The organism is Bdellovibrio sp. CKG001 (assembly GCF_055397465.1).
The window spans coordinates 1,130,275-1,146,924 of record NZ_AP029173.1 but is presented as its reverse complement, the minus strand read 5'-3'; the positions used below and the strand labels follow the sequence as shown (position 1 = coordinate 1,146,924).

Sequence of the window (16,650 nt, the reverse complement as noted above, 5' to 3'; positions counted from 1 at the left end):
ATTCGTCAAGGCGAGGGGCTCACTTTTTTATGACAATTATTTAATGAATAATTTCAATATCTTACAGGGTTTTAACTCGCTAAAAGAGTTGCTTCTGGGCATGATGTGACCTCGCTCCTCTCTTAAAACAAAACAAAAACAAAGCCCCTCTAGGCCCTGGCGTAACCCTTCTGCGCCGGGGCCGCAATTTTTGCGGGACCTTATTTCTTCTTGCTGAAGAAGCCACCTTCAGAGGTCACATTCAGACCTCTTGCCTTTGCAATTTCTCGCAAAAGTTTCTCTTCGTCTTTATGTAATTTCTCTGGGAACTGCACTTCCACATGGAAGTAGATATCCCCACGGCGATTGCCGCGTAAAGAAGGCAAACCCTCACCCACCAGCTTCACATTGTCGCCATTGTGAGTGCCCTTTGGCACCTCGAGCTTGGCTTTACCCGTGACTGTCGGAACTTCGATCTCGGCCCCGAGGAGCATTTGCACATAAGGCACGGAAAGCTCTGCCACCAGGTCATCCCCGCGGCGCTCAAAGTGATTGTGTGGTTTCACGCGAATTTCAACATACAGATCCCCTGGAGGACCCCCCATGTACCCGCCTTCACCTTCGGTCGCCACACGCAGACGCGTGCCGGTGTCCACCCCTGCCGGGATGTTCAGGCGGATTTTACGGTGTTCAGCCACACGGCCTTTGCCTTTACAAGGTTTGCACGGATTTTTGATCACAGTCCCCTGCCCATGGCATGTCGGGCACGTGGACGCCATGGCGAAGAAGCCCTGCTGACGCACCACCTGGCCAGAGCCACCGCAGGTGCCGCAAGTGCTGACTTGAGAGCCTTTTTCAGCTCCTGTCCCTTTACACTCTTCACAGTTCTTATCTGTGTCGAATTCGATTTCTTTTTCAAGACCCGTGATGACGTCTTTGAGTGTGATCTCTGCCACATAACGCAGATCCGATCCACGACGAGGCTCATTGCGATTGCGACGCTGTCTTTGCTGACCGCCCATGCCGCCACCGAAGAAGTCGCCAAAGATATCGCCGAAGTGAGAGAAGATATCTTCGACATCCGTGAAGCCTCCGGCACCGCCGCCGCCACCGCGCGTGAACGCATCGTGGCCGAAGCGGTCGTACTGCGCACGTTTTTGAGTGTCGCTCAAAACTTCGTAAGCTCCGGCAGCTTCCTTGAATTTTTCTTCGGCCTCTTTGTTGCCGGGATTTTTATCCGGATGGAACTGCATCGCCAGCTTGCGATAAGCTTTTTTGATGGTGTCCTGATCGGCGCCTTTTTCGACGCCCAGAATTTCGTAGTAATCTCTTTTGCCAGCCATAGTGTATGGAACCTAACGTTGTGCGCTATTTTTTGTGTCGAATATGACAAAATAGGGTGCCAAAACCGCTGCCGTCAAGGTCTCCTCGTAAATTCCTTATGCAATACGGCCACAGTGGTTTTCTTCCGGCGCGCGGGGCGTCGTCCAATCTTAGCCGGTCGTTTTCAGGCCCAGCTTTCTAAGTTTAGCTTTAACTGCGGAAAGTTTAACCATCGCCAACCCGCCAAACGCACAGAAAATCGCCATCGACGGCAACCAGGCGTCCCAGCCATACCAGTCGATCATACTGCCGACAAAGGGCATAGCGATCGCGGCTCCATAGTACTGGAAGGAGTCAATCACACCCGCGGCAAAGCCCGCCATTTTCTTACCACCAATATCCATTGGGGCCGCTGAACCGATGATCGAGTGAGTGGCATTCACCGGAAGTGCGATCATGAGCAGAATAAAGCCACTGAGCACAAGTGATCCGGAGAACCAGTGCATCAGGAAAGCCCCCACAACCATCACCCCTGCTGCCGAGAAGTACAACTTTGAGGCCACCGGCCCACGATGCCCGGAAAACATTTTATCTGAAATCCAGCCTGCGCCGAACGACCCCAGAACCCCCACAAAAGGCATCAACGTGAAGATCCACTTTAAGGTGCCGTCGCCTTTTGCATCCACTGACAGTTTTTCCACAAAGAACAAGGTCGCCAACTGATCCATACTGTGGCGCGCGGCCCCCGTACAGGCATAGGCCATCGCATAAAACCAGATCAAGGGATGATTGAAGATGGTCATGAAGCTTTCTTTCAGAGGAACGCGGACCCCGTTGGTGTCATCCACTTCATCGACGATGACTTCGGGGGCGTAACCCGCAAGTTCCGGCGATTCCTTTACCAAAAGGGCTGTGAGGATCATCATGACCCCCACGACAAGAGGTGGGACGCGGAACAACCACTGCCACTGATGTTCAGCAACGATGAAAGCCCCAATGGCAAACCCTGCCAACAAAAAGGGCGACAAATGGGCCGACACAACCTGCCCCAGCTGCACCATAAAACCAAACACACCGGCGAAGACTCCACGCTCAGAGCGTTTGAACCAGGCGGCGTTGATTTTAATCATTCCGGGGGCACCCCAGGACTGAAAGTAACCATTTAACAACAGGATGCTACTGAATGTTGAAAATGAGGAAATGATCGGACTGAAGCCGCAAATCAAGTTGACGATAACGGTACCAACGGCCCCAATCAGCATGGCGTTCTTCCCACCGATGCGATCGGTGAACAAACCGTTAATGAGCTGCCCCGTCCCGTAGGCGAAACTAAAGGCGGCCCACAAGGCAGAGATGTCGGACTTCGTGAACTGGAACTCTTCCACCAAAAAAGGGGTCGCTGCCCTGAAATTGTAGCGGGCAATATAATAAGCACTGTACATCAATCCCAAAGTTAACCAATTCAGCGTTCTTCTTTTACGAAAGCCTTTGGGGTACGGGTGCTGCATTGAAAATCCTTTGGTAATAGGAACGGGGTCAACCCAAAGGACAATGCCAGAACTACGGGCAAAGACATATGACGGGAATCATGCTTTTGCCACGATGTTTTACTGATTTTTCTTCAAACTTTGGATTTTATCCTGAAGGCGCTTGATAAGCACAGGATCCTGCTTGGTCTGGATCATGTCCTGAAGTACGGACTCTGCAAGTTCTAAATTTCCAGCATCGGAATACAATCGACCGGCGAGTGTGAATACCCAAGGAGGAGCGCCATTTTTTCCCGCTTGAATAAGCAGTTCGGCAGCTCGTTTGTTGTCCTTTACTTCATACATGTAGTGATAGGCGGCCCGGTACAAAATGGGCCAATCGTTGGGGAAAGCCTTCGCCCCCTTATCAAAAAATTTCGCAGCACCTTCTATGTCACTAACCAGCACAGACAAAGCCAATCCACCAGTTGCATAAGGCATCCGAAAATGTGGTGACAAATTGGTGATCGAATCGAGCATTCTATACAGCCACGAATTGTTTACACAGATTCTCTTTGAAATCTCTGCTTCGCAATAATCGAAGTCTTGCAGAGCCCTAATCCACATAGAGTCTGCTATCACTTCCGAATATCCAAAGGTCATATGGTCAAGCATCGCCGGAGGAGGCAGTAAAGTGCGCCGCTGATCAAGAACCTGCACATAGGATTGTTGTGCACTAACCAGCAGCGCCAAAGCAAAAATCCCCACTAATATAGTGGGGATTTTTCGCTTCAAACAAAAATTAAACTTTGTCAAAGTTAACATTGAACCTTAGTTGATACCTGGTGTTGGATTTGTCAGGTTTTTATTGTTATCAATTTGCCAAACATCCATCCCAGTTCCGTAGATATTAGCCTGAGCTCTCACTACAAATCCTGTAAGAGTCATCGATGTACCTGTTGGAGCCGCTGGAGCTGCACCACTCAAACCGTAAAGGATTGTACAACCGTTCGCGATTACACCATTCGCTCCACAGTATGAACCCGTGTTAATAGTATTTCCTGGAGCAGCTGTTGGCGGATTGTTGTAACCTTGAGCAGCACCAGCCTTCATGTTGGCAGCAATAGCAGCTCCAAATCCAGCATTATATCTCAACTTACCTTCTGGAGAGTACCCGATAGCACCAAACATATCATGGTAAGCGGAGTACTCAGCAAAGAATGCCTTTTCAGAAGTATAAATTGATGACAATGTCGTCTTAGCTTCAGACTGACGCGCTTTCGCGATGTATTTATTTACTTGTGGCACTGCGATAGACGCCAAAACACCAATGATCGCCACAACGACCATCAACTCAACAAGCGAGAAACCGCTTTGAGATTTTCTCTTAGATGAAAACATTTAAAGACCTCCATGGTTCTTTTTTAAACTGTTTACCCACATAAGTGTGTCAAATGTGATCTTGTATTGCAAGGTCCTGTATCGAATATGACTGCATAATTTGTTTCATGTTTATTTCGTAAGGGACCGATGATTTTCCCTCTGAGCAGGACCTATAACCAGCTTTTATGGCCCCGCTAGACTTGCCAATGCTGAAAGAGTGCTCAAATTGAGTCATAAGGTAGAATAAAACTCATGGGTAACAATAAAAAAGACAACAACAGCAACTATCCTTTTTCCTCGACAGAGGGGGAAGCAGGCGTCCAGCTCGTCCCGAAACTGGACACTCCGAAGATGTACAAGGTGATTCTTCTGAACGACGACTACACACCGATGGATTTCGTCGTCCTTGTATTGCGTCGTTTTTTCGCAAAAACAGAAGAGCAAGCCACTGAAATAATGTTAGATGTTCATAAGAAGGGTGCAGGAATTGCCGGGGTTTTCAGCCTTGAAATTGCCGAAATGAAAGTGATGCAGGTCAATCAGTTCGCGCAACTCAATCAATACCCCCTGAAAAGCACACTGGAGGAGGAAGCATGATGAGCCGTGAACTTGAGCGCAAGCTCGCCGAAGCCACTGAACTCGCCAAGCGCAATCGTCATGAGTTTGTCACTCTGGAGCACATCCTTTTGATCCTCACCGAGTCTCCAGTCATGGTCGAAATTCTTGAGGCCTGCGCCGTCAATGTGCAAAAACTAAAACAGGATTTACGCGATCATTTGAAAACCGGCATTCCTCAGATCACCGATGAACAACTTGGTTCCTATGGTGGTTTTGAATCCTGGACACCTGAATTCACACTGGCCTGCCATCGCCTGATTCAACGTGCGGCCATTCAAATGAAAAGCGCCGGTCGCAATCAAATCAGCGAAGGCAGTCTGCTGGTATCTTTGTTCTATGAACAAGACTCTCACGCGGCTTTCGCGCTGGCCCGACAGGGTCTTACTCAATTTGATATCATCAATTTTATTTCCCATGGGATCACAAAGGACGGACGAGATCACGACATCCCTCCAGCCTCCACTCCCCGCCCCGCAGATTATCAGGGCGATGGCAGCGAGGAAGTTCGAGGATCCCCCTTGGAAAGCTTCTGCATCAATCTGAATGAACGCGCCAAACAAGGAAAGTTAGATCCTTTGATTGGACGCGAAGATGTGATTGAAAGAACTATCCAGGTGCTTTGCCGTCGCACAAAAAACAATCCCCTGCTAATTGGTGAACCCGGCGTGGGTAAAACCGCCATCGCGGAAGGACTTGCACAAAAAATCGTCAACAATCAGGTTCCAGAAAAGCTGAAAAATGCGGTGATTTACTCATTGGATCTGGGGGGATTGCTGGCCGGAACAAAATTCCGCGGTGACTTTGAAGGTCGTTTAAAAGCCGTCGTCAAAGAGATCGAAAAGCATCCCAATGCCATCTTGTTCATTGACGAAATCCACACGATCGTCGGCGCTGGTGCCACCAGCGGCGGGTCGATGGATGCCTCTAACTTGCTAAAACCAGCCTTGGCAAACGGTGATATCAGCTGCATCGGTTCAACCACCCACAGCGAATATCGCCAGTACTTTGAAAAAGATCGCGCCTTGAATCGTCGCTTTCAAAAGATCGACATCCATGAGCCCAGCAAAGAAGACTGCGTCAAAATTCTCAAAGGATTGCGCAAGTCCTACGAAGAATTCCACCAGGTGCAGTTCTCGGATGAAGCGCTGCAAGCCGCCGTTGAACTTTCGCAAAAGCATATTCACGGCAAACTTCTTCCTGACAAGGCCATTGACGTTTTGGACGAAGCCGGAGCTTACTTCCGTCTGAAATATGAAAATGCGGAAGACATCAAGATCGACACGCCCGAGATCGAAGAGGTCATTGCAAAAATGACGGGGCTTCCTGTGGCCAATATTTCTTCAAGTGAAAAAACACAATTGCGTGATCTGGATAAGAAACTCAAAGCGCTGATCTTTGGACAAGACGAAGCCATTGACCGACTGGTGGCCAACATTAAGTATGCCCGAAGCGGCCTGGGTCGCCCGAACAAACCCATCGGAAGCTTCCTTTTCACCGGCCCCACAGGTGTCGGTAAAACCGAAGTCTGCCGCCAGCTTGCCAGCATCATGGGCGTTCATTTCGAACGCTTTGATATGAGTGAGTACATGGAGAAACACGCCGTGGCCCGCATGGTGGGGGCTCCTCCGGGTTATGTCGGTTACGAAGAAGGTGGTTTGCTGACAGAAGCGGTCACCAAAAATCCGTACTGTGTTCTTCTGCTGGATGAGATCGAAAAAGCTCACCCCGACATCACAAATATTCTGTTACAGGTGATGGATGCCGGAAGACTGACCGACAGCAACGGACGCGTGGCTGATTTTAAGAATGTGGTTCTGGTCATGACCTCCAACGCGGGTGCCCTGGAAACTTCGCGCGGCACCATCGGAATGGTCGACGAAAATCGCAGTTCCTTGTCTTTGGATGCGATCAAGAAGGCCTTCTCTCCGGAGTTCATCAACCGTCTTGATGCCGTGGTGTCCTTCCGCGACCTCACCGAAGACATGGTTATCCGCATTACTCAGAAATTTGTGGATGAACTGAAGATGACCTTGCTGGAAAAGAAAGTGGAACTGAACGTTTCTCAAGATGTAATTAAGTGGCTAATGAAAAAAGGCTACGACAAGGTTTACGGAGCGCGTCCTTTGGCCCGCTGTGTGGACGAACATCTTAAAAAAGCCTTGGTTGACGAACTTCTTTTCGGCCGATTGGTGGATGGTGGACGCGTAAATGTTGAACTTGAAAAGGATATGCTCAAGTTCCATTTTAGCACCACCCCCAACAATGGGGCGGGTCAAAAAAATCAAAAGCAACCTGTCACAACGTGATGGCATTGACATTCCTTTTAGAGTTATCATTATTAGTGGTGACTCTAAAAGGAGTGCATAAATGGCATTTTTAAAACGTATTGGTCTTTTTATTCTTACAAACGTTCTGGTGATCGTCACGATCGGTATCGTTTGGTCTATCGTCAGCCGCTTCCTGGGCTTGGCGGGACTTAACTCTTACATCCCGTTCTTGATGGCGTTTTGCGCCGTTTGGGGTATGGGGGGAGCGTTCATTTCCCTGTTCATGTCCAAATGGATGGCGAAGATGTTCCATGGCGTGAAAGTCATTGATTCTAACAATCCAAATCCTGAACTTCGAGCGTTGGTCACAAAAGTTCACGAACTGGCTCGCCGTGCGCAACTGCCTAAAATGCCAGAAGTTGGTATCTACGAATCCGTAGACATCAACGCCTTTGCGACTGGACCTTCCAAATCCAACTCTTTGGTGGCGGTCTCCACAGGTCTGTTGCAAAGAATGAACGACAAAGAAGTTGAAGGCGTTTTGGCACACGAAGTGGCTCACATCGCCAATGGTGACATGGTCACCATGACCTTGATCCAAGGTATCGTGAATGCGTTTGCCATGTTCTTCTCTCGTATCCTGGCAAACCTTGTGGCTTCCAACGTGGATGAAAAATTCCGCGAGATCGTTCGCTTCGCTGTCACAATCCTGGGCGACATTGCCTTCACGATGCTGGGCTCTATCGTGGTGAATTACTACTCACGCAAACGTGAATTCCGTGCGGATGCTGGTGGCGCGAAGTATTCTTCCCGCGAAAACATGATCGCAGCTTTGCAAAAACTGCGCTCTGTGTATGAATTGCCAATCCCACCGGAAGAAGGTGCGACAGCCACTTTGATGATCTCCAACCGCGACAAAGGTGGAATCGCCAAATTGTTCATGACTCACCCGCCTCTGGAAGTACGTATCGAAGCCCTGCAACGCGGCCGCGTTTAAGACCACTTGCAGCGGAAAGCCAACTTTAGAACGGCTTTCCGCTCTCGGGGTTGTTTCTTCACTGAAATGGGCATAACCTAACTGGGTTATGCCTCGTATAGTTCTTGCCCTCTCATTTTTCTCTGTTCTTTTGGGTTGCGCGACCACCTCGCGTTTTGACACGCGTATCGACAAGCGACTGACACCTCCCCTGCCAAGCTTTATGGCGAAGTGGAGATCTGCTCCTGTTTCAGATCTTGAAAAACTTGAAGTGGGCGCCAAAGAAAACAACATCCTTTGGTGGAAGACCTATATGGTGTCCATGGCGCATAAGGAAAAAAATCCCGCCGTGGCATGTGAAGGCTTCAGTCAGCTATCTGCCGTCATGGAATTCCCACTGCACGATCTGGCATTGCTCAGAGCTTATGAAACCTGCCCTGCAGACAAATTGCTGGCCAATCTGCCGGAAAGTGTCGCCCCTTGGTATCGCGATCTTTCCATCGACATCAATCTTAAAAAAGCATTGCAGACACCAGAACTTCAGGATGACCTGACGGCCTATGTTGAAAAAGCTCGTAGCGAAAGCAATAAAAAGAACAAGGAAGAATACTATCTTAAGGCCCTTTTGCTGGCACAAAAACTGGAACTTAAAGAAGACGCCGCCAGCATCCAGGCCCAGCTTTATAAAAATTCTCCGCGCCTGAATCCTGCGCCCGCCTATAAAGAGCTCAGCGCTGTGGCTTCGGACTATCGCTTCCATCGGGAGTTCGACAAAGCTCTTAAAACTTACAGACAAATCCTGGATGCCAAAGAGGCTACGGCCGACGAACAATTCCAGGCTTTGAAAAACATCCGCCAGACTTATAAGGTCGCCCAACGCCGCAACGATTATATCAACGCCACGGCCGATGTGGTGAACTGGGCCAAAAATCAGCTACAAAAAAATAAAAAGGACCGCCGCACAATCGCGCGTTTCCATGATTCGCAGGTTCTGTTTGCGAAAACCTTGTGGACGGAAGATCAAACTTCCCGTGCGGTGCAGGTGTTAAACGAAACCCATCGCCGCTTGCGTGGTGTTTATCCGATGGATGAAGTGTTCTTTATCCTGGGCCGCATAGACGAAGAAAAAGGCAACTTCAAGAAAGCCCTGGAATACTTTGAAGCCAGCTATCAACAGCCTGTCAGCTTTTCGGGCCTGCGCGATAAGATCTCGTGGTTGAAGTCCTGGAACTATTTCAAACTTGGCAAATGGGCGGAAGCCCGCACCAGCCTTGAGCAGATGAAAGAGCTGGTTAAAGACCCTTCCGATAAATCCCGTGCACGTTTCTGGCTGGCTAGAACACTTAAGAAACTAAATCTTGAGCCTGAAGCCCAAGCCGAACTGCAAACTCTGAGCAAAGAAGATCCGCTGGGATACTATGGGGTCATGGCCTATCGTGACCTGGGCTGGGAGTTCCCTCCCCTGTCCGTTGATGTCAACGAGCTGCAGGGCTTAAGTTTATTTTCCGTGGAGGAGCTATCCGTTTCCACCCGTTTGACGACTGAGTGGCTGATAGCCGTTAATGAAAAACCTTTTGCAGAAAAAATCTTGAACATCGCCGTTGATGACCTGAAAAAACGCAATGTCACAGCGGAGAAGACCTGGCTGGCGGTATCTTCTGGATACGCACGTGCGGGCCTATACTTGCCGCTATTCTCTGCCATTGGTGCTTTACAACCAGAGGTCAAAGACCGCTTGCTAAATGATCATCCCGATCTTTTGTTCCCACAGGCTTACGGCGATATCATCGCAGAAGCTTCCAAGAAAAGCGGAATCCCACAAGAGTTTATTTTCTCTATCATCCGCCAGGAATCCGCATTTAATCCCGAAGCCCGCAGCCCCGTGGATGCCTTCGGTTTGATGCAACTTCTGCCAAGTGTCGCCAAACAACTGGCAAAACAGAACAATCTACCCTATAGCGAAGCCAGTGACTTGTTTAAGCCCGAAATCAATGTCCCGCTGGGGGCCTTTGAGCTGAAGAACCTGATGCGCAAGTATAACAACCAATATATTTTGGCTGTGTCCGGTTACAACGCCAATGACAGTGCCATCCGCGGTTGGCTCAAGACCCGCTTCCGGGATGACTCTGTCGAGTTTATCGAGGAAGTTCCGTATGAAGAAACCCGGGCTTACATCAAGCTGACGATGCGAAACTACGTCTTCTATCAACGACTGCTTCATCAAGGCAAAGGTTCCCGCTTCCCGGAAGAACTGCTCAAGTTACAACGCTAGTCCCAAAGCAAAAAGCCACCTTCCCAAGGTGGCTTTTTTTATTTCAAAGATCCAACCCTAAACTGCGGTGAAATCGTTTACGACGTTCTAAATCAAAAATATATCTAAGCTCTACTAAAGAGCGAAAGCGTTCGTGAAAATGCATCCCCGTTATCACGAAACCCTCCTTTAATTTCGGGATCAAGACTCCGGGATTATTGGGGTGGTGCAGACTTGTGACCACTTGAAATTCTTCATGGCGCACTTTCTCCAGAACACAACTCAGAAGTTTTCCGTAAAGCCCCTTTCCTCGGAACTCCGCCAAAACTGCCGAATTTTGCATATAGTAGGTTTCTGCATCCGTGGCATGTCCAAAGTGCCAACCTATCATTCGATCCCGAGAGAAAACCCCCATGCGTAGAATAAATCTTTGTTCCGTTTTGCGGCGATCAGATAACTTCCCCTGACTCGGACCGTCGCCTGCCCCCGCCGCTTCTGCTTCTAATCTGTTGAAGAAAACCGAATCGAAATTTTCCGCCAAACAGGTGCGCAACTCCGATGCAGAGACCTCTCTTACGTAAAAACCATCGCCAATATCTTTGGAAAACATACGTCGTCCTATTTTAGAAGTTCAGGATAAATAAAAAAAATTCGTCTAACAAAATCCACACCAAGCCGATCTTCAAGCAACTTCATTTGAGAAATTATAACTTCACCGTCGTTGCCTGCCTCTTCCTTCTTTGTATCTTCCAAGGGAATTCCCACATCATGATGCAGATATTCACCAAACTCAGAAATACAAAAATCACAGTAAGCTTTAGTATGCAGAATAAAGTGGTGCCACATCTGATCCAGATATTCGATTTGATTCGTAAAAAGAAAGGGCCCTTGCAGAAAGCCTTCCTTTTGGGACTTATGAATAAAACGTAGCAAAGTCACAAGATCGTCATAGACCATTTCAAGCAGCACTGTCGATTTGGAGTTTGAAAATTCTTTTAAGTTCACAATTCTTGCAATGATATTTTTCATAAATCCCCCACTTAAACGTTACACAGGATCGCCATCACCACCATGCGAACCAGCACCACAGGTGCGATAGATGGAGCCATCCAAAGCTTTTTCCTGAAACTCTGCTTTTGATTTCTCGTAAGAACGAATCTCATTTCCTTGATTCCTCAAGGCCTCAATATCTTGATTGGATAGCTGAGATTCATCGACATTCAATGCCCGCAACACCCCTCTCACTGAGCTAATCTCAGAAGCACTCAACGAAGCCGCGTGAGCAAAGGGAGCCGTCGCCAGTACAATCGCCATAGCCAATAACTTATTAATTTTTTGCTTTTCCATTTCTTTCTCCTTTTCCGTAATTCGGATGCTGAGACGTATTGCGAATGCGATACCAGCGTCAGATCGAATATATTCGATCTCATGGGTGTAAATAGCTTTAGCGCCCTATAACCTGGTCCGAAATCCGAGAATCAAGATCCGGCTTCTGACCGTCCCATTCTGCGACATCCCCCATCAACAGTCCCTCTTTTCGTCTCATGCTGCCGGACTATTTGCCGATAAGTTCTTGTGGAGAAAGGGGAATACTTCATGTTTTCTCGCAAAGTGGTTATTGCAGCTAGTTGTGTCGGTTTGACTTTCTTTGGCGGTTTGGGGCTTTACCTTTACTCCACACAAGAAAGCTCCCCTTCCCGCACACAAAGCTCCAGCAAAAAGGACAGCAGCCTGCGTGCGCTGGAAAAGTCCTTCATCACATCACAAACTGACAAAGTTGTGGATGAGCCCAGTGCCCTTTTCAACGACCCGGCCATCAGTCAGGCCTGGGGCTTAAAGAAGTCTGATGCAGCCCGCGCCTGGTCTGTCACCAAAGGCAGCCGTGATATCGTCATCGCAGTGATCGATACCGGCATTGACATCAAACACGAAGACTTGGCCGGAAACCTTTGGCGCAATCCCGGAGAAACCGGTTTGGACTCTAAGGGACGAGACAAAGCCACCAACGGCATTGATGACGACGGCAATGGTTTTGTTGACGACGTCTATGGCTGGAACTTTGTTTCCAACAATCCGAAGCTTGATGACAATCACGGACACGGAACCCATATCGCAGGCATCATCGGTGCAGAAGCTGGAAACGGCAAAGGTATCACCGGGATTGCCCCGGAAGTCAGCCTGATGATTTTGAAGTACTACGATCCTAAAGTTCCAGGAACAGACAATCTCAAAAACACGGTGGCTTCCATTCGCTATGCCGTGAAGATGGGTGCGAACATCATCAACTACTCCGGCGGGGGCACAGAGTTCTCACAGGAAGAACATGACGCCATTGCCGAGGCCGAGAAGAAAGGCATTCTGTTTGTCGCAGCGGCTGGTAATGAAAGATCCAACTCGGATCAGCATCACTACTACCCGGCTGACTACAAACTTAAAAATATTATCTCTGTGACGGCCATTGACCCCTCTACCCAAGTGCTGGCGTCGTCCAACTATGGTGTTGAAACCGTGGATATCGCAGCCCCAGGACAAAACATCCTGTCCTGCCTTCCGGGGAACTCTTATGGTTATATGACCGGCACATCGCAAGCCACAGCCTTTGTCACTGGGGCCGCCGCTTTGGTGATGGCTCATAAGCAGTCTTTCCAGGCCGAAGATGTTAAGAAGTACATTCTTGCCACAGGGGATGCCCAGTCGCAGTTGGCTTCCAAAACCAGAACCTCCCGTCAGTTGAACCTTTATAAAGCTTTAACGATTCTGGATCAGGGCGTGGGAGCTTCCGGGGTGATTGCAGTGAACACTCAAAACATGAAAAGCTTCAGCGGTGATCCGAACGACAGAAGATCCCGTGCAGCGGAAGAAGGCCTAGATGCCACCGCCACCGAGATGAGCATGTTCGGCAAGTCCTTGATTGATGCCATGGGCTCAAAAGCTCGTCCAAGCAAGCTCGGTACAAAACAGGAAAACGAAGGTTTCTAGCAGGCCGGCGGCAATCCCCGCCTGCTCTTGATTTTCATTATCTTACAAATTATTAAGAGTTGTTTTTTAAATGTTAGTAAATGGCAGTTCTCGATATTATCACTGCCATGCGCTTTCATCCATTACTCCTCTCCGTTCTTTTCTGTTGGTGCCTGTGTGGGAAAGACGCTCTGGCAAGTGAAACTCTCACAATGGATGTGTGGGAACCCTACGCGCCCGAATGGGCCGTCGCTGATTTTAAGAAAATCATAAAGCAAAAATACAACAAAGAAATCAAGGTGGTGGTCAAATATGTTTACTCACCGAATGACTTCTTTGATCGCGTTCGTGGCAACGAAACCGATATTATTTCCCCTTCCCACAACCTCATCCACGACGATAGATTTTCATTTATCCAAAAGAAGCTTGTCATCCCCGTCAACAAAGAACTTCTCCCCCATCTCAAGGAGGTCGAGGACAGCTTTATCAACAATGACTTCATTGTTGATAAGAACCTTCTTTATGGAGTTCCATTTGCTTCTGGCGCCTACAGTCTTCTCTATAAAAAAGCGCATTTCAAAACAGCTCCCGACAGTTGGAAGATTTTGTGGGATTCGAGATATCGCCAGCAGTTTGCGATCTCCAAGGAGTTTTACGAGAGCAATATCTACATAACAGCCCTCTCTCTGGGCATACCCAAAGATAAAATTGCCGACGTTGAATCCCTTAAGTCCGAAGCATTTTCCAAAAGACTGAAACAGTTGTTAAAAAATGCGACCTACTGGCAAGGCGTCCCCCACGACAAAGAGGTTGAAAAAAGTGTTCTCACCACCGCATGGGGCTTTTCGCACTCTGTCCATGACGACCCAAAAAAAGAATGGGTCTTTGCCTTCCCCAAAGAGGGCATCACCATGTGGACAGACTACCTCCTAGTGACCCGGGCCGTAAAAAGATCCGCCTTTGCTGAGACTTTGGCGATGGAATGGCTGAATTTTTCCCTATCGCCGGAATTCCAAAGAAGATTAGTGATTGATCAGCTCAAATGCTATTCGGCCGTCCCCAGGGCTTATGTGGCAGAGGGGTACAAACCCCTGACGATTGCCCCCAAGGAAAAGGAATTTCTCTTTAAAAATGCCATCTACTGGCCGACCCTCTCCGCACGCAATCGCAATGGCATGAAGCTTATCTATGACAGGGTGGAGAAGGAAATTCAGAAAGAAAAAGCCGCCCGGAAATAACAGGGGTCGCGGCTGTCTAGATTCTCGACAGCCCTTTCCTTTTTCCCCAACGAGTGCCCTTACCTGGATAACTCCGCCTAGCTGTGGCACATTGCCCCCAATCCGTTCGGGGGACCTCACTTATGACAAAAATTCTGTCTTCATTGTTTGTACTATTGTTTTCAACTTCTGCTTTGGCAGACCTGGCGGCCAGTTTCGACAAAATCCGCAACCAAGCCCGCCACTATCGCGATCCAGGCGCCGTCTGTGAGGAAGTGGCCCGCGCTGAATTCTCTGAACAGTATCCCGCACCTCAGTATGAAGTGATTGTAGGCGTAGCCTATAACTTAAAAGGCCGCACCGTTGGCGAACTGGATATGGTGCTTCTGGATAAGAACACTCAAAAAGTCGCCATGGTGGGTGAAGTGAAATGCTACAGCAACCTGAAAAACGGCCTGACCAAAGCCAAACAACAACGCAAAAGATTCCTGACTCACCTGGGCTCCGGCCAGCCGTTGGAGTTTATCAACACCGCCACCGGAGAAAAGTACGCCTATGAGCAGTTCCAGTACGTGACACAGTTTATTTCTGTCTCCCAGCGTGGCGGCAAAGCCGTCGGATTTGATTATGAGTTAGAACACAATCTGGATGAAATGACCCAACTGCGGGACCAGATCATTCACTGTCAGAAAGAAAGACTCTGCCCAATTCCGTAAAAGGCTCTCCTGGCTTGCTATCCAGGTCCGGTAATGCCAGACTTGTTTGCAAAGGAAGGGGAACTTTTATGAAACCGGTACTATCTGTCTTCATATTTTTATTTGGCCTGAGCACTCAGGCCGACGTGGGCTTCAAAAACGGAAATCAAAAAACAGCGGTCCTAGCACAAGGACGTATCATCGTTCACTGCCAATCCAATTCTCCCGGGGGACCAACTTACGGCTCTTTTATCTGTCGTGAAGAGATTCTGACCTCGGGCGAATATGACTACTTCGTTGGTCCCACGGGTGTAAAAGGTGACTCCGTCACGCTGACAGCTCTACACCAAGATGGCTCGCAAAGAACCAAAACTATTGCCTATGACAGCACCAAAGGACAAAGCAAAAAATCCATCAATCTGTGGATCGCAACATTGCTGCAAAAACCTTTACTGGATCCGGGCAAAAACGTTGTGAGATACAAAATCACATTGAATGACAAAGTGACCGCTACAGGCGAGTTCCTAGCCGAAGTCAAAGATGGCGGCACCAAAACCTGCTCCAGAACGGGCACTTACTGGTCCAACATGCCATCGGACTGCCAGAACGGTTCGTCCATGTGCAACCGCTACTTTAACGAAAACAACTATTGCCTTTAAATGAAAAAGGCTCCCGGTCGGGAGCCTTTTTTAATCCAGAAAATCAGAGGCAGAGATCTTGCCTTTAATCATCACAATCAAGCCCGCCGTCATGCAAGCCAGCGCCACACCGACGCCAATCAAGTTGCGATGCCCTAGATTGATCATACCCAGCAAAATCAAGAGGGCACTTAGACCAAACGGCCCCCAATAAAGGTACTTGTTCCATTTCGGTTTAGCGGCCTCACCGGCCACCGGTTTTTGAGACAAACCGATCATCATCAAGGAATTGATTCGCGCGATCATCTCGTCACACTTCGGGTCACCCCCCTGTGCCGCTTTCAGATCCTCGTATTTTAGCACCGCAAAACGCAACGCATCCAACTGATGGCAGGAACGGATGAATTCATCATGCAGATCTTCGTTTTCGAAGTTTTCAACCAGGTTTTTCCATTTACGCACCAGACTTGGCTGCGCTTTCAAGGATGGATCCTTTGGCAGACCTTCCAGCTTTTCGAAAATCACATGGCAGGAATAACATTCCTTCGCGCGACGCCCGTTTAAGGCTCCACACTTCGGGCAGGATTTCATCTCTTGAGTGCCCGGCTCGACGACTGAATTAGCTTGGCGCTCAGCAGCAAGAACTCGTTCGCTCTTCTCCATGATCGCAGAAAGGGGCTCTTCCCGAGTCTCTTCCGGCTCCAACGAAACCTTAAAGCACATCACATTCAGAGGGTCCTGAGGAGGATATTCGAAACTGAATCTGCTTTCACAGGAAATGCACTGAAATAGAGGCGTTTCCGACTGGATATCGTCACTCTCAACTTCGTACAATTTCGCGCATGATGGGCATCTGATCTTCAATTTCACGTGGACTCA

General features: G+C 48.7%; 16 protein-coding genes. 8 read left to right on the top strand and 8 right to left on the bottom strand.

Annotation, left to right across the window (positions count from 1 at the left end; genetic code table 11):
- Positions 1–200 precede the first annotated feature (200 nt).
- The 4 genes from dnaJ to ACZ50P_RS05670 all read right to left on the bottom strand — a co-directional run bounded on the left by dnaJ (position 201) and on the right by ACZ50P_RS05670 (position 4,169).
- The gene (gene dnaJ / locus ACZ50P_RS05685) at positions 201–1,322 is read right to left on the bottom strand and encodes a molecular chaperone DnaJ (RefSeq protein WP_464134169.1); all 1,122 of its coding nucleotides are present in this window, start codon (positions 1,320–1,322) and stop codon (positions 201–203) included.
- Between the two features lie 150 nt (positions 1,323–1,472).
- A complete protein-coding gene (locus ACZ50P_RS05680) occupies positions 1,473–2,810 on the bottom strand; it encodes an MFS transporter (RefSeq protein ID WP_464134167.1) in 1,338 nt (445 codons plus the stop codon).
- Between the two features lie 99 nt (positions 2,811–2,909).
- On the bottom strand, positions 2,910–3,593 hold the full coding sequence (locus ACZ50P_RS05675; protein ID WP_464134165.1) for a tetratricopeptide repeat protein: 684 nt from the start codon (positions 3,591–3,593) through the stop codon (positions 2,910–2,912).
- A 6-nt stretch (positions 3,594–3,599) separates the two neighbouring features.
- On the bottom strand, positions 3,600–4,169 hold the full coding sequence (locus ACZ50P_RS05670) for a type IV pilin protein (protein ID WP_464134164.1): 570 nt from the start codon (positions 4,167–4,169) through the stop codon (positions 3,600–3,602).
- A 234-nt stretch (positions 4,170–4,403) separates the two neighbouring features.
- On the opposite strand from ACZ50P_RS05670, the gene clpS reads away from it, so the two are divergent.
- From clpS to ACZ50P_RS05650, 4 genes are all read left to right on the top strand, one after another.
- The gene (clpS, locus tag ACZ50P_RS05665; protein WP_262553862.1) at positions 4,404–4,748 is read left to right on the top strand and encodes an ATP-dependent Clp protease adapter ClpS; all 345 of its coding nucleotides are present in this window, start codon (positions 4,404–4,406) and stop codon (positions 4,746–4,748) included.
- Entirely contained in the window at positions 4,745–7,075 is a 2,331-nt protein-coding gene (clpA, locus tag ACZ50P_RS05660) for an ATP-dependent Clp protease ATP-binding subunit ClpA (RefSeq protein WP_464117679.1), read from the top strand. Before clpS ends, clpA begins: the two co-directional genes overlap by 4 nt.
- A 61-nt stretch (positions 7,076–7,136) precedes the next feature.
- The gene (gene htpX, locus ACZ50P_RS05655; protein ID WP_464117681.1) at positions 7,137–8,033 is read left to right on the top strand and encodes a protease HtpX; all 897 of its coding nucleotides are present in this window, start codon (positions 7,137–7,139) and stop codon (positions 8,031–8,033) included.
- An 88-nt stretch (positions 8,034–8,121) separates the two neighbouring features.
- Positions 8,122–10,284: a transglycosylase SLT domain-containing protein gene (locus ACZ50P_RS05650; RefSeq protein WP_464134161.1), complete on the top strand. Its 2,163-nt coding sequence runs from the start codon at positions 8,122–8,124 to the stop codon at positions 10,282–10,284.
- 43 nt (positions 10,285–10,327) lie between these two features.
- Here the strand turns inward: ACZ50P_RS05650 and ACZ50P_RS05645 are convergent, their stop codons facing one another.
- From ACZ50P_RS05645 to ACZ50P_RS05635, 3 genes are read right to left on the bottom strand one after another with little or no spacing between them, the layout of a single operon-like run.
- The gene (locus ACZ50P_RS05645; RefSeq protein WP_464117685.1) at positions 10,328–10,873 is read right to left on the bottom strand and encodes a hypothetical protein; all 546 of its coding nucleotides are present in this window, start codon (positions 10,871–10,873) and stop codon (positions 10,328–10,330) included.
- Between the two features lie 8 nt (positions 10,874–10,881).
- Complete coding sequence (locus ACZ50P_RS05640) at positions 10,882–11,292, bottom strand: hypothetical protein (RefSeq protein ID WP_464117687.1); 411 nt, start codon at positions 11,290–11,292, stop codon at positions 10,882–10,884.
- An 18-nt stretch (positions 11,293–11,310) separates the two neighbouring features.
- Positions 11,311–11,610, bottom strand: a complete 300-nt coding sequence (locus tag ACZ50P_RS05635) for a hypothetical protein (protein ID WP_464117688.1) — start codon at positions 11,608–11,610, stop codon at positions 11,311–11,313.
- A gap of 249 nt (positions 11,611–11,859) precedes the next feature.
- Here ACZ50P_RS05635 and ACZ50P_RS05630 point away from each other — a divergent pair, with 249 nt between their 5' ends.
- The 4 genes from ACZ50P_RS05630 (at position 11,860) to ACZ50P_RS05615 (ending at position 15,792) form a co-directional block, all read left to right on the top strand.
- Entirely contained in the window at positions 11,860–13,242 is a 1,383-nt protein-coding gene (locus ACZ50P_RS05630) for a S8 family peptidase (protein WP_464117690.1), read from the top strand.
- A gap of 80 nt (positions 13,243–13,322) precedes the next feature.
- Positions 13,323–14,459, top strand: coding sequence for an ABC transporter substrate-binding protein (locus ACZ50P_RS05625; protein ID WP_464134159.1), 1,137 nt, complete (start codon positions 13,323–13,325; stop codon positions 14,457–14,459).
- A 122-nt stretch (positions 14,460–14,581) separates the two neighbouring features.
- Positions 14,582–15,154 (top strand): hypothetical protein, encoded by a 573-nt coding sequence (locus ACZ50P_RS05620; protein WP_464134157.1) that lies wholly within the window; start codon positions 14,582–14,584, stop codon positions 15,152–15,154.
- Positions 15,155–15,222: 68 nt separating this feature from the next.
- Positions 15,223–15,792 (top strand): hypothetical protein, encoded by a 570-nt coding sequence (locus ACZ50P_RS05615; protein ID WP_464117696.1) that lies wholly within the window; start codon positions 15,223–15,225, stop codon positions 15,790–15,792.
- A gap of 30 nt (positions 15,793–15,822) precedes the next feature.
- On the opposite strand, the gene ACZ50P_RS05610 is transcribed toward ACZ50P_RS05615, so the two are convergent.
- Positions 15,823–16,641: a hypothetical protein gene (locus tag ACZ50P_RS05610; RefSeq protein WP_464134155.1), complete on the bottom strand. Its 819-nt coding sequence runs from the start codon at positions 16,639–16,641 to the stop codon at positions 15,823–15,825.
- Between the last annotated feature and the right edge of the window lie 9 nt (positions 16,642–16,650).

Bases quoted from the DNA above. Each gene is read 5' to 3' on its own strand.
- dnaJ (WP_464134169.1), bottom strand. From the start codon at position 1,322: ATGGCTGGCAAAAGAGATTACTACGAAATTCTGGGCGTCGAAAAAGGC.
- ACZ50P_RS05680 (WP_464134167.1), bottom strand. From the start codon at position 2,810: ATGCAGCACCCGTACCCCAAAGGCTTTCGTAAAAGAAGAACGCTGAAT.
- ACZ50P_RS05675 (WP_464134165.1), bottom strand. From the start codon at position 3,593: ATGTTAACTTTGACAAAGTTTAATTTTTGTTTGAAGCGAAAAATCCCC.
- ACZ50P_RS05670 (WP_464134164.1), bottom strand. From the start codon at position 4,169: ATGTTTTCATCTAAGAGAAAATCTCAAAGCGGTTTCTCGCTTGTTGAG.
- clpS (WP_262553862.1), top strand. From the start codon at position 4,404: ATGGGTAACAATAAAAAAGACAACAACAGCAACTATCCTTTTTCCTCG.
- clpA (WP_464117679.1), top strand. From the start codon at position 4,745: ATGATGAGCCGTGAACTTGAGCGCAAGCTCGCCGAAGCCACTGAACTC.
- htpX (WP_464117681.1), top strand. From the start codon at position 7,137: ATGGCATTTTTAAAACGTATTGGTCTTTTTATTCTTACAAACGTTCTG.
- ACZ50P_RS05650 (WP_464134161.1), top strand. From the start codon at position 8,122: ATGCCTCGTATAGTTCTTGCCCTCTCATTTTTCTCTGTTCTTTTGGGT.
- ACZ50P_RS05645 (WP_464117685.1), bottom strand. From the start codon at position 10,873: ATGTTTTCCAAAGATATTGGCGATGGTTTTTACGTAAGAGAGGTCTCT.
- ACZ50P_RS05640 (WP_464117687.1), bottom strand. From the start codon at position 11,292: ATGAAAAATATCATTGCAAGAATTGTGAACTTAAAAGAATTTTCAAAC.
- ACZ50P_RS05635 (WP_464117688.1), bottom strand. From the start codon at position 11,610: ATGGAAAAGCAAAAAATTAATAAGTTATTGGCTATGGCGATTGTACTG.
- ACZ50P_RS05630 (WP_464117690.1), top strand. From the start codon at position 11,860: ATGTTTTCTCGCAAAGTGGTTATTGCAGCTAGTTGTGTCGGTTTGACT.
- ACZ50P_RS05625 (WP_464134159.1), top strand. From the start codon at position 13,323: ATGGCAGTTCTCGATATTATCACTGCCATGCGCTTTCATCCATTACTC.
- ACZ50P_RS05620 (WP_464134157.1), top strand. From the start codon at position 14,582: ATGACAAAAATTCTGTCTTCATTGTTTGTACTATTGTTTTCAACTTCT.
- ACZ50P_RS05615 (WP_464117696.1), top strand. From the start codon at position 15,223: ATGAAACCGGTACTATCTGTCTTCATATTTTTATTTGGCCTGAGCACT.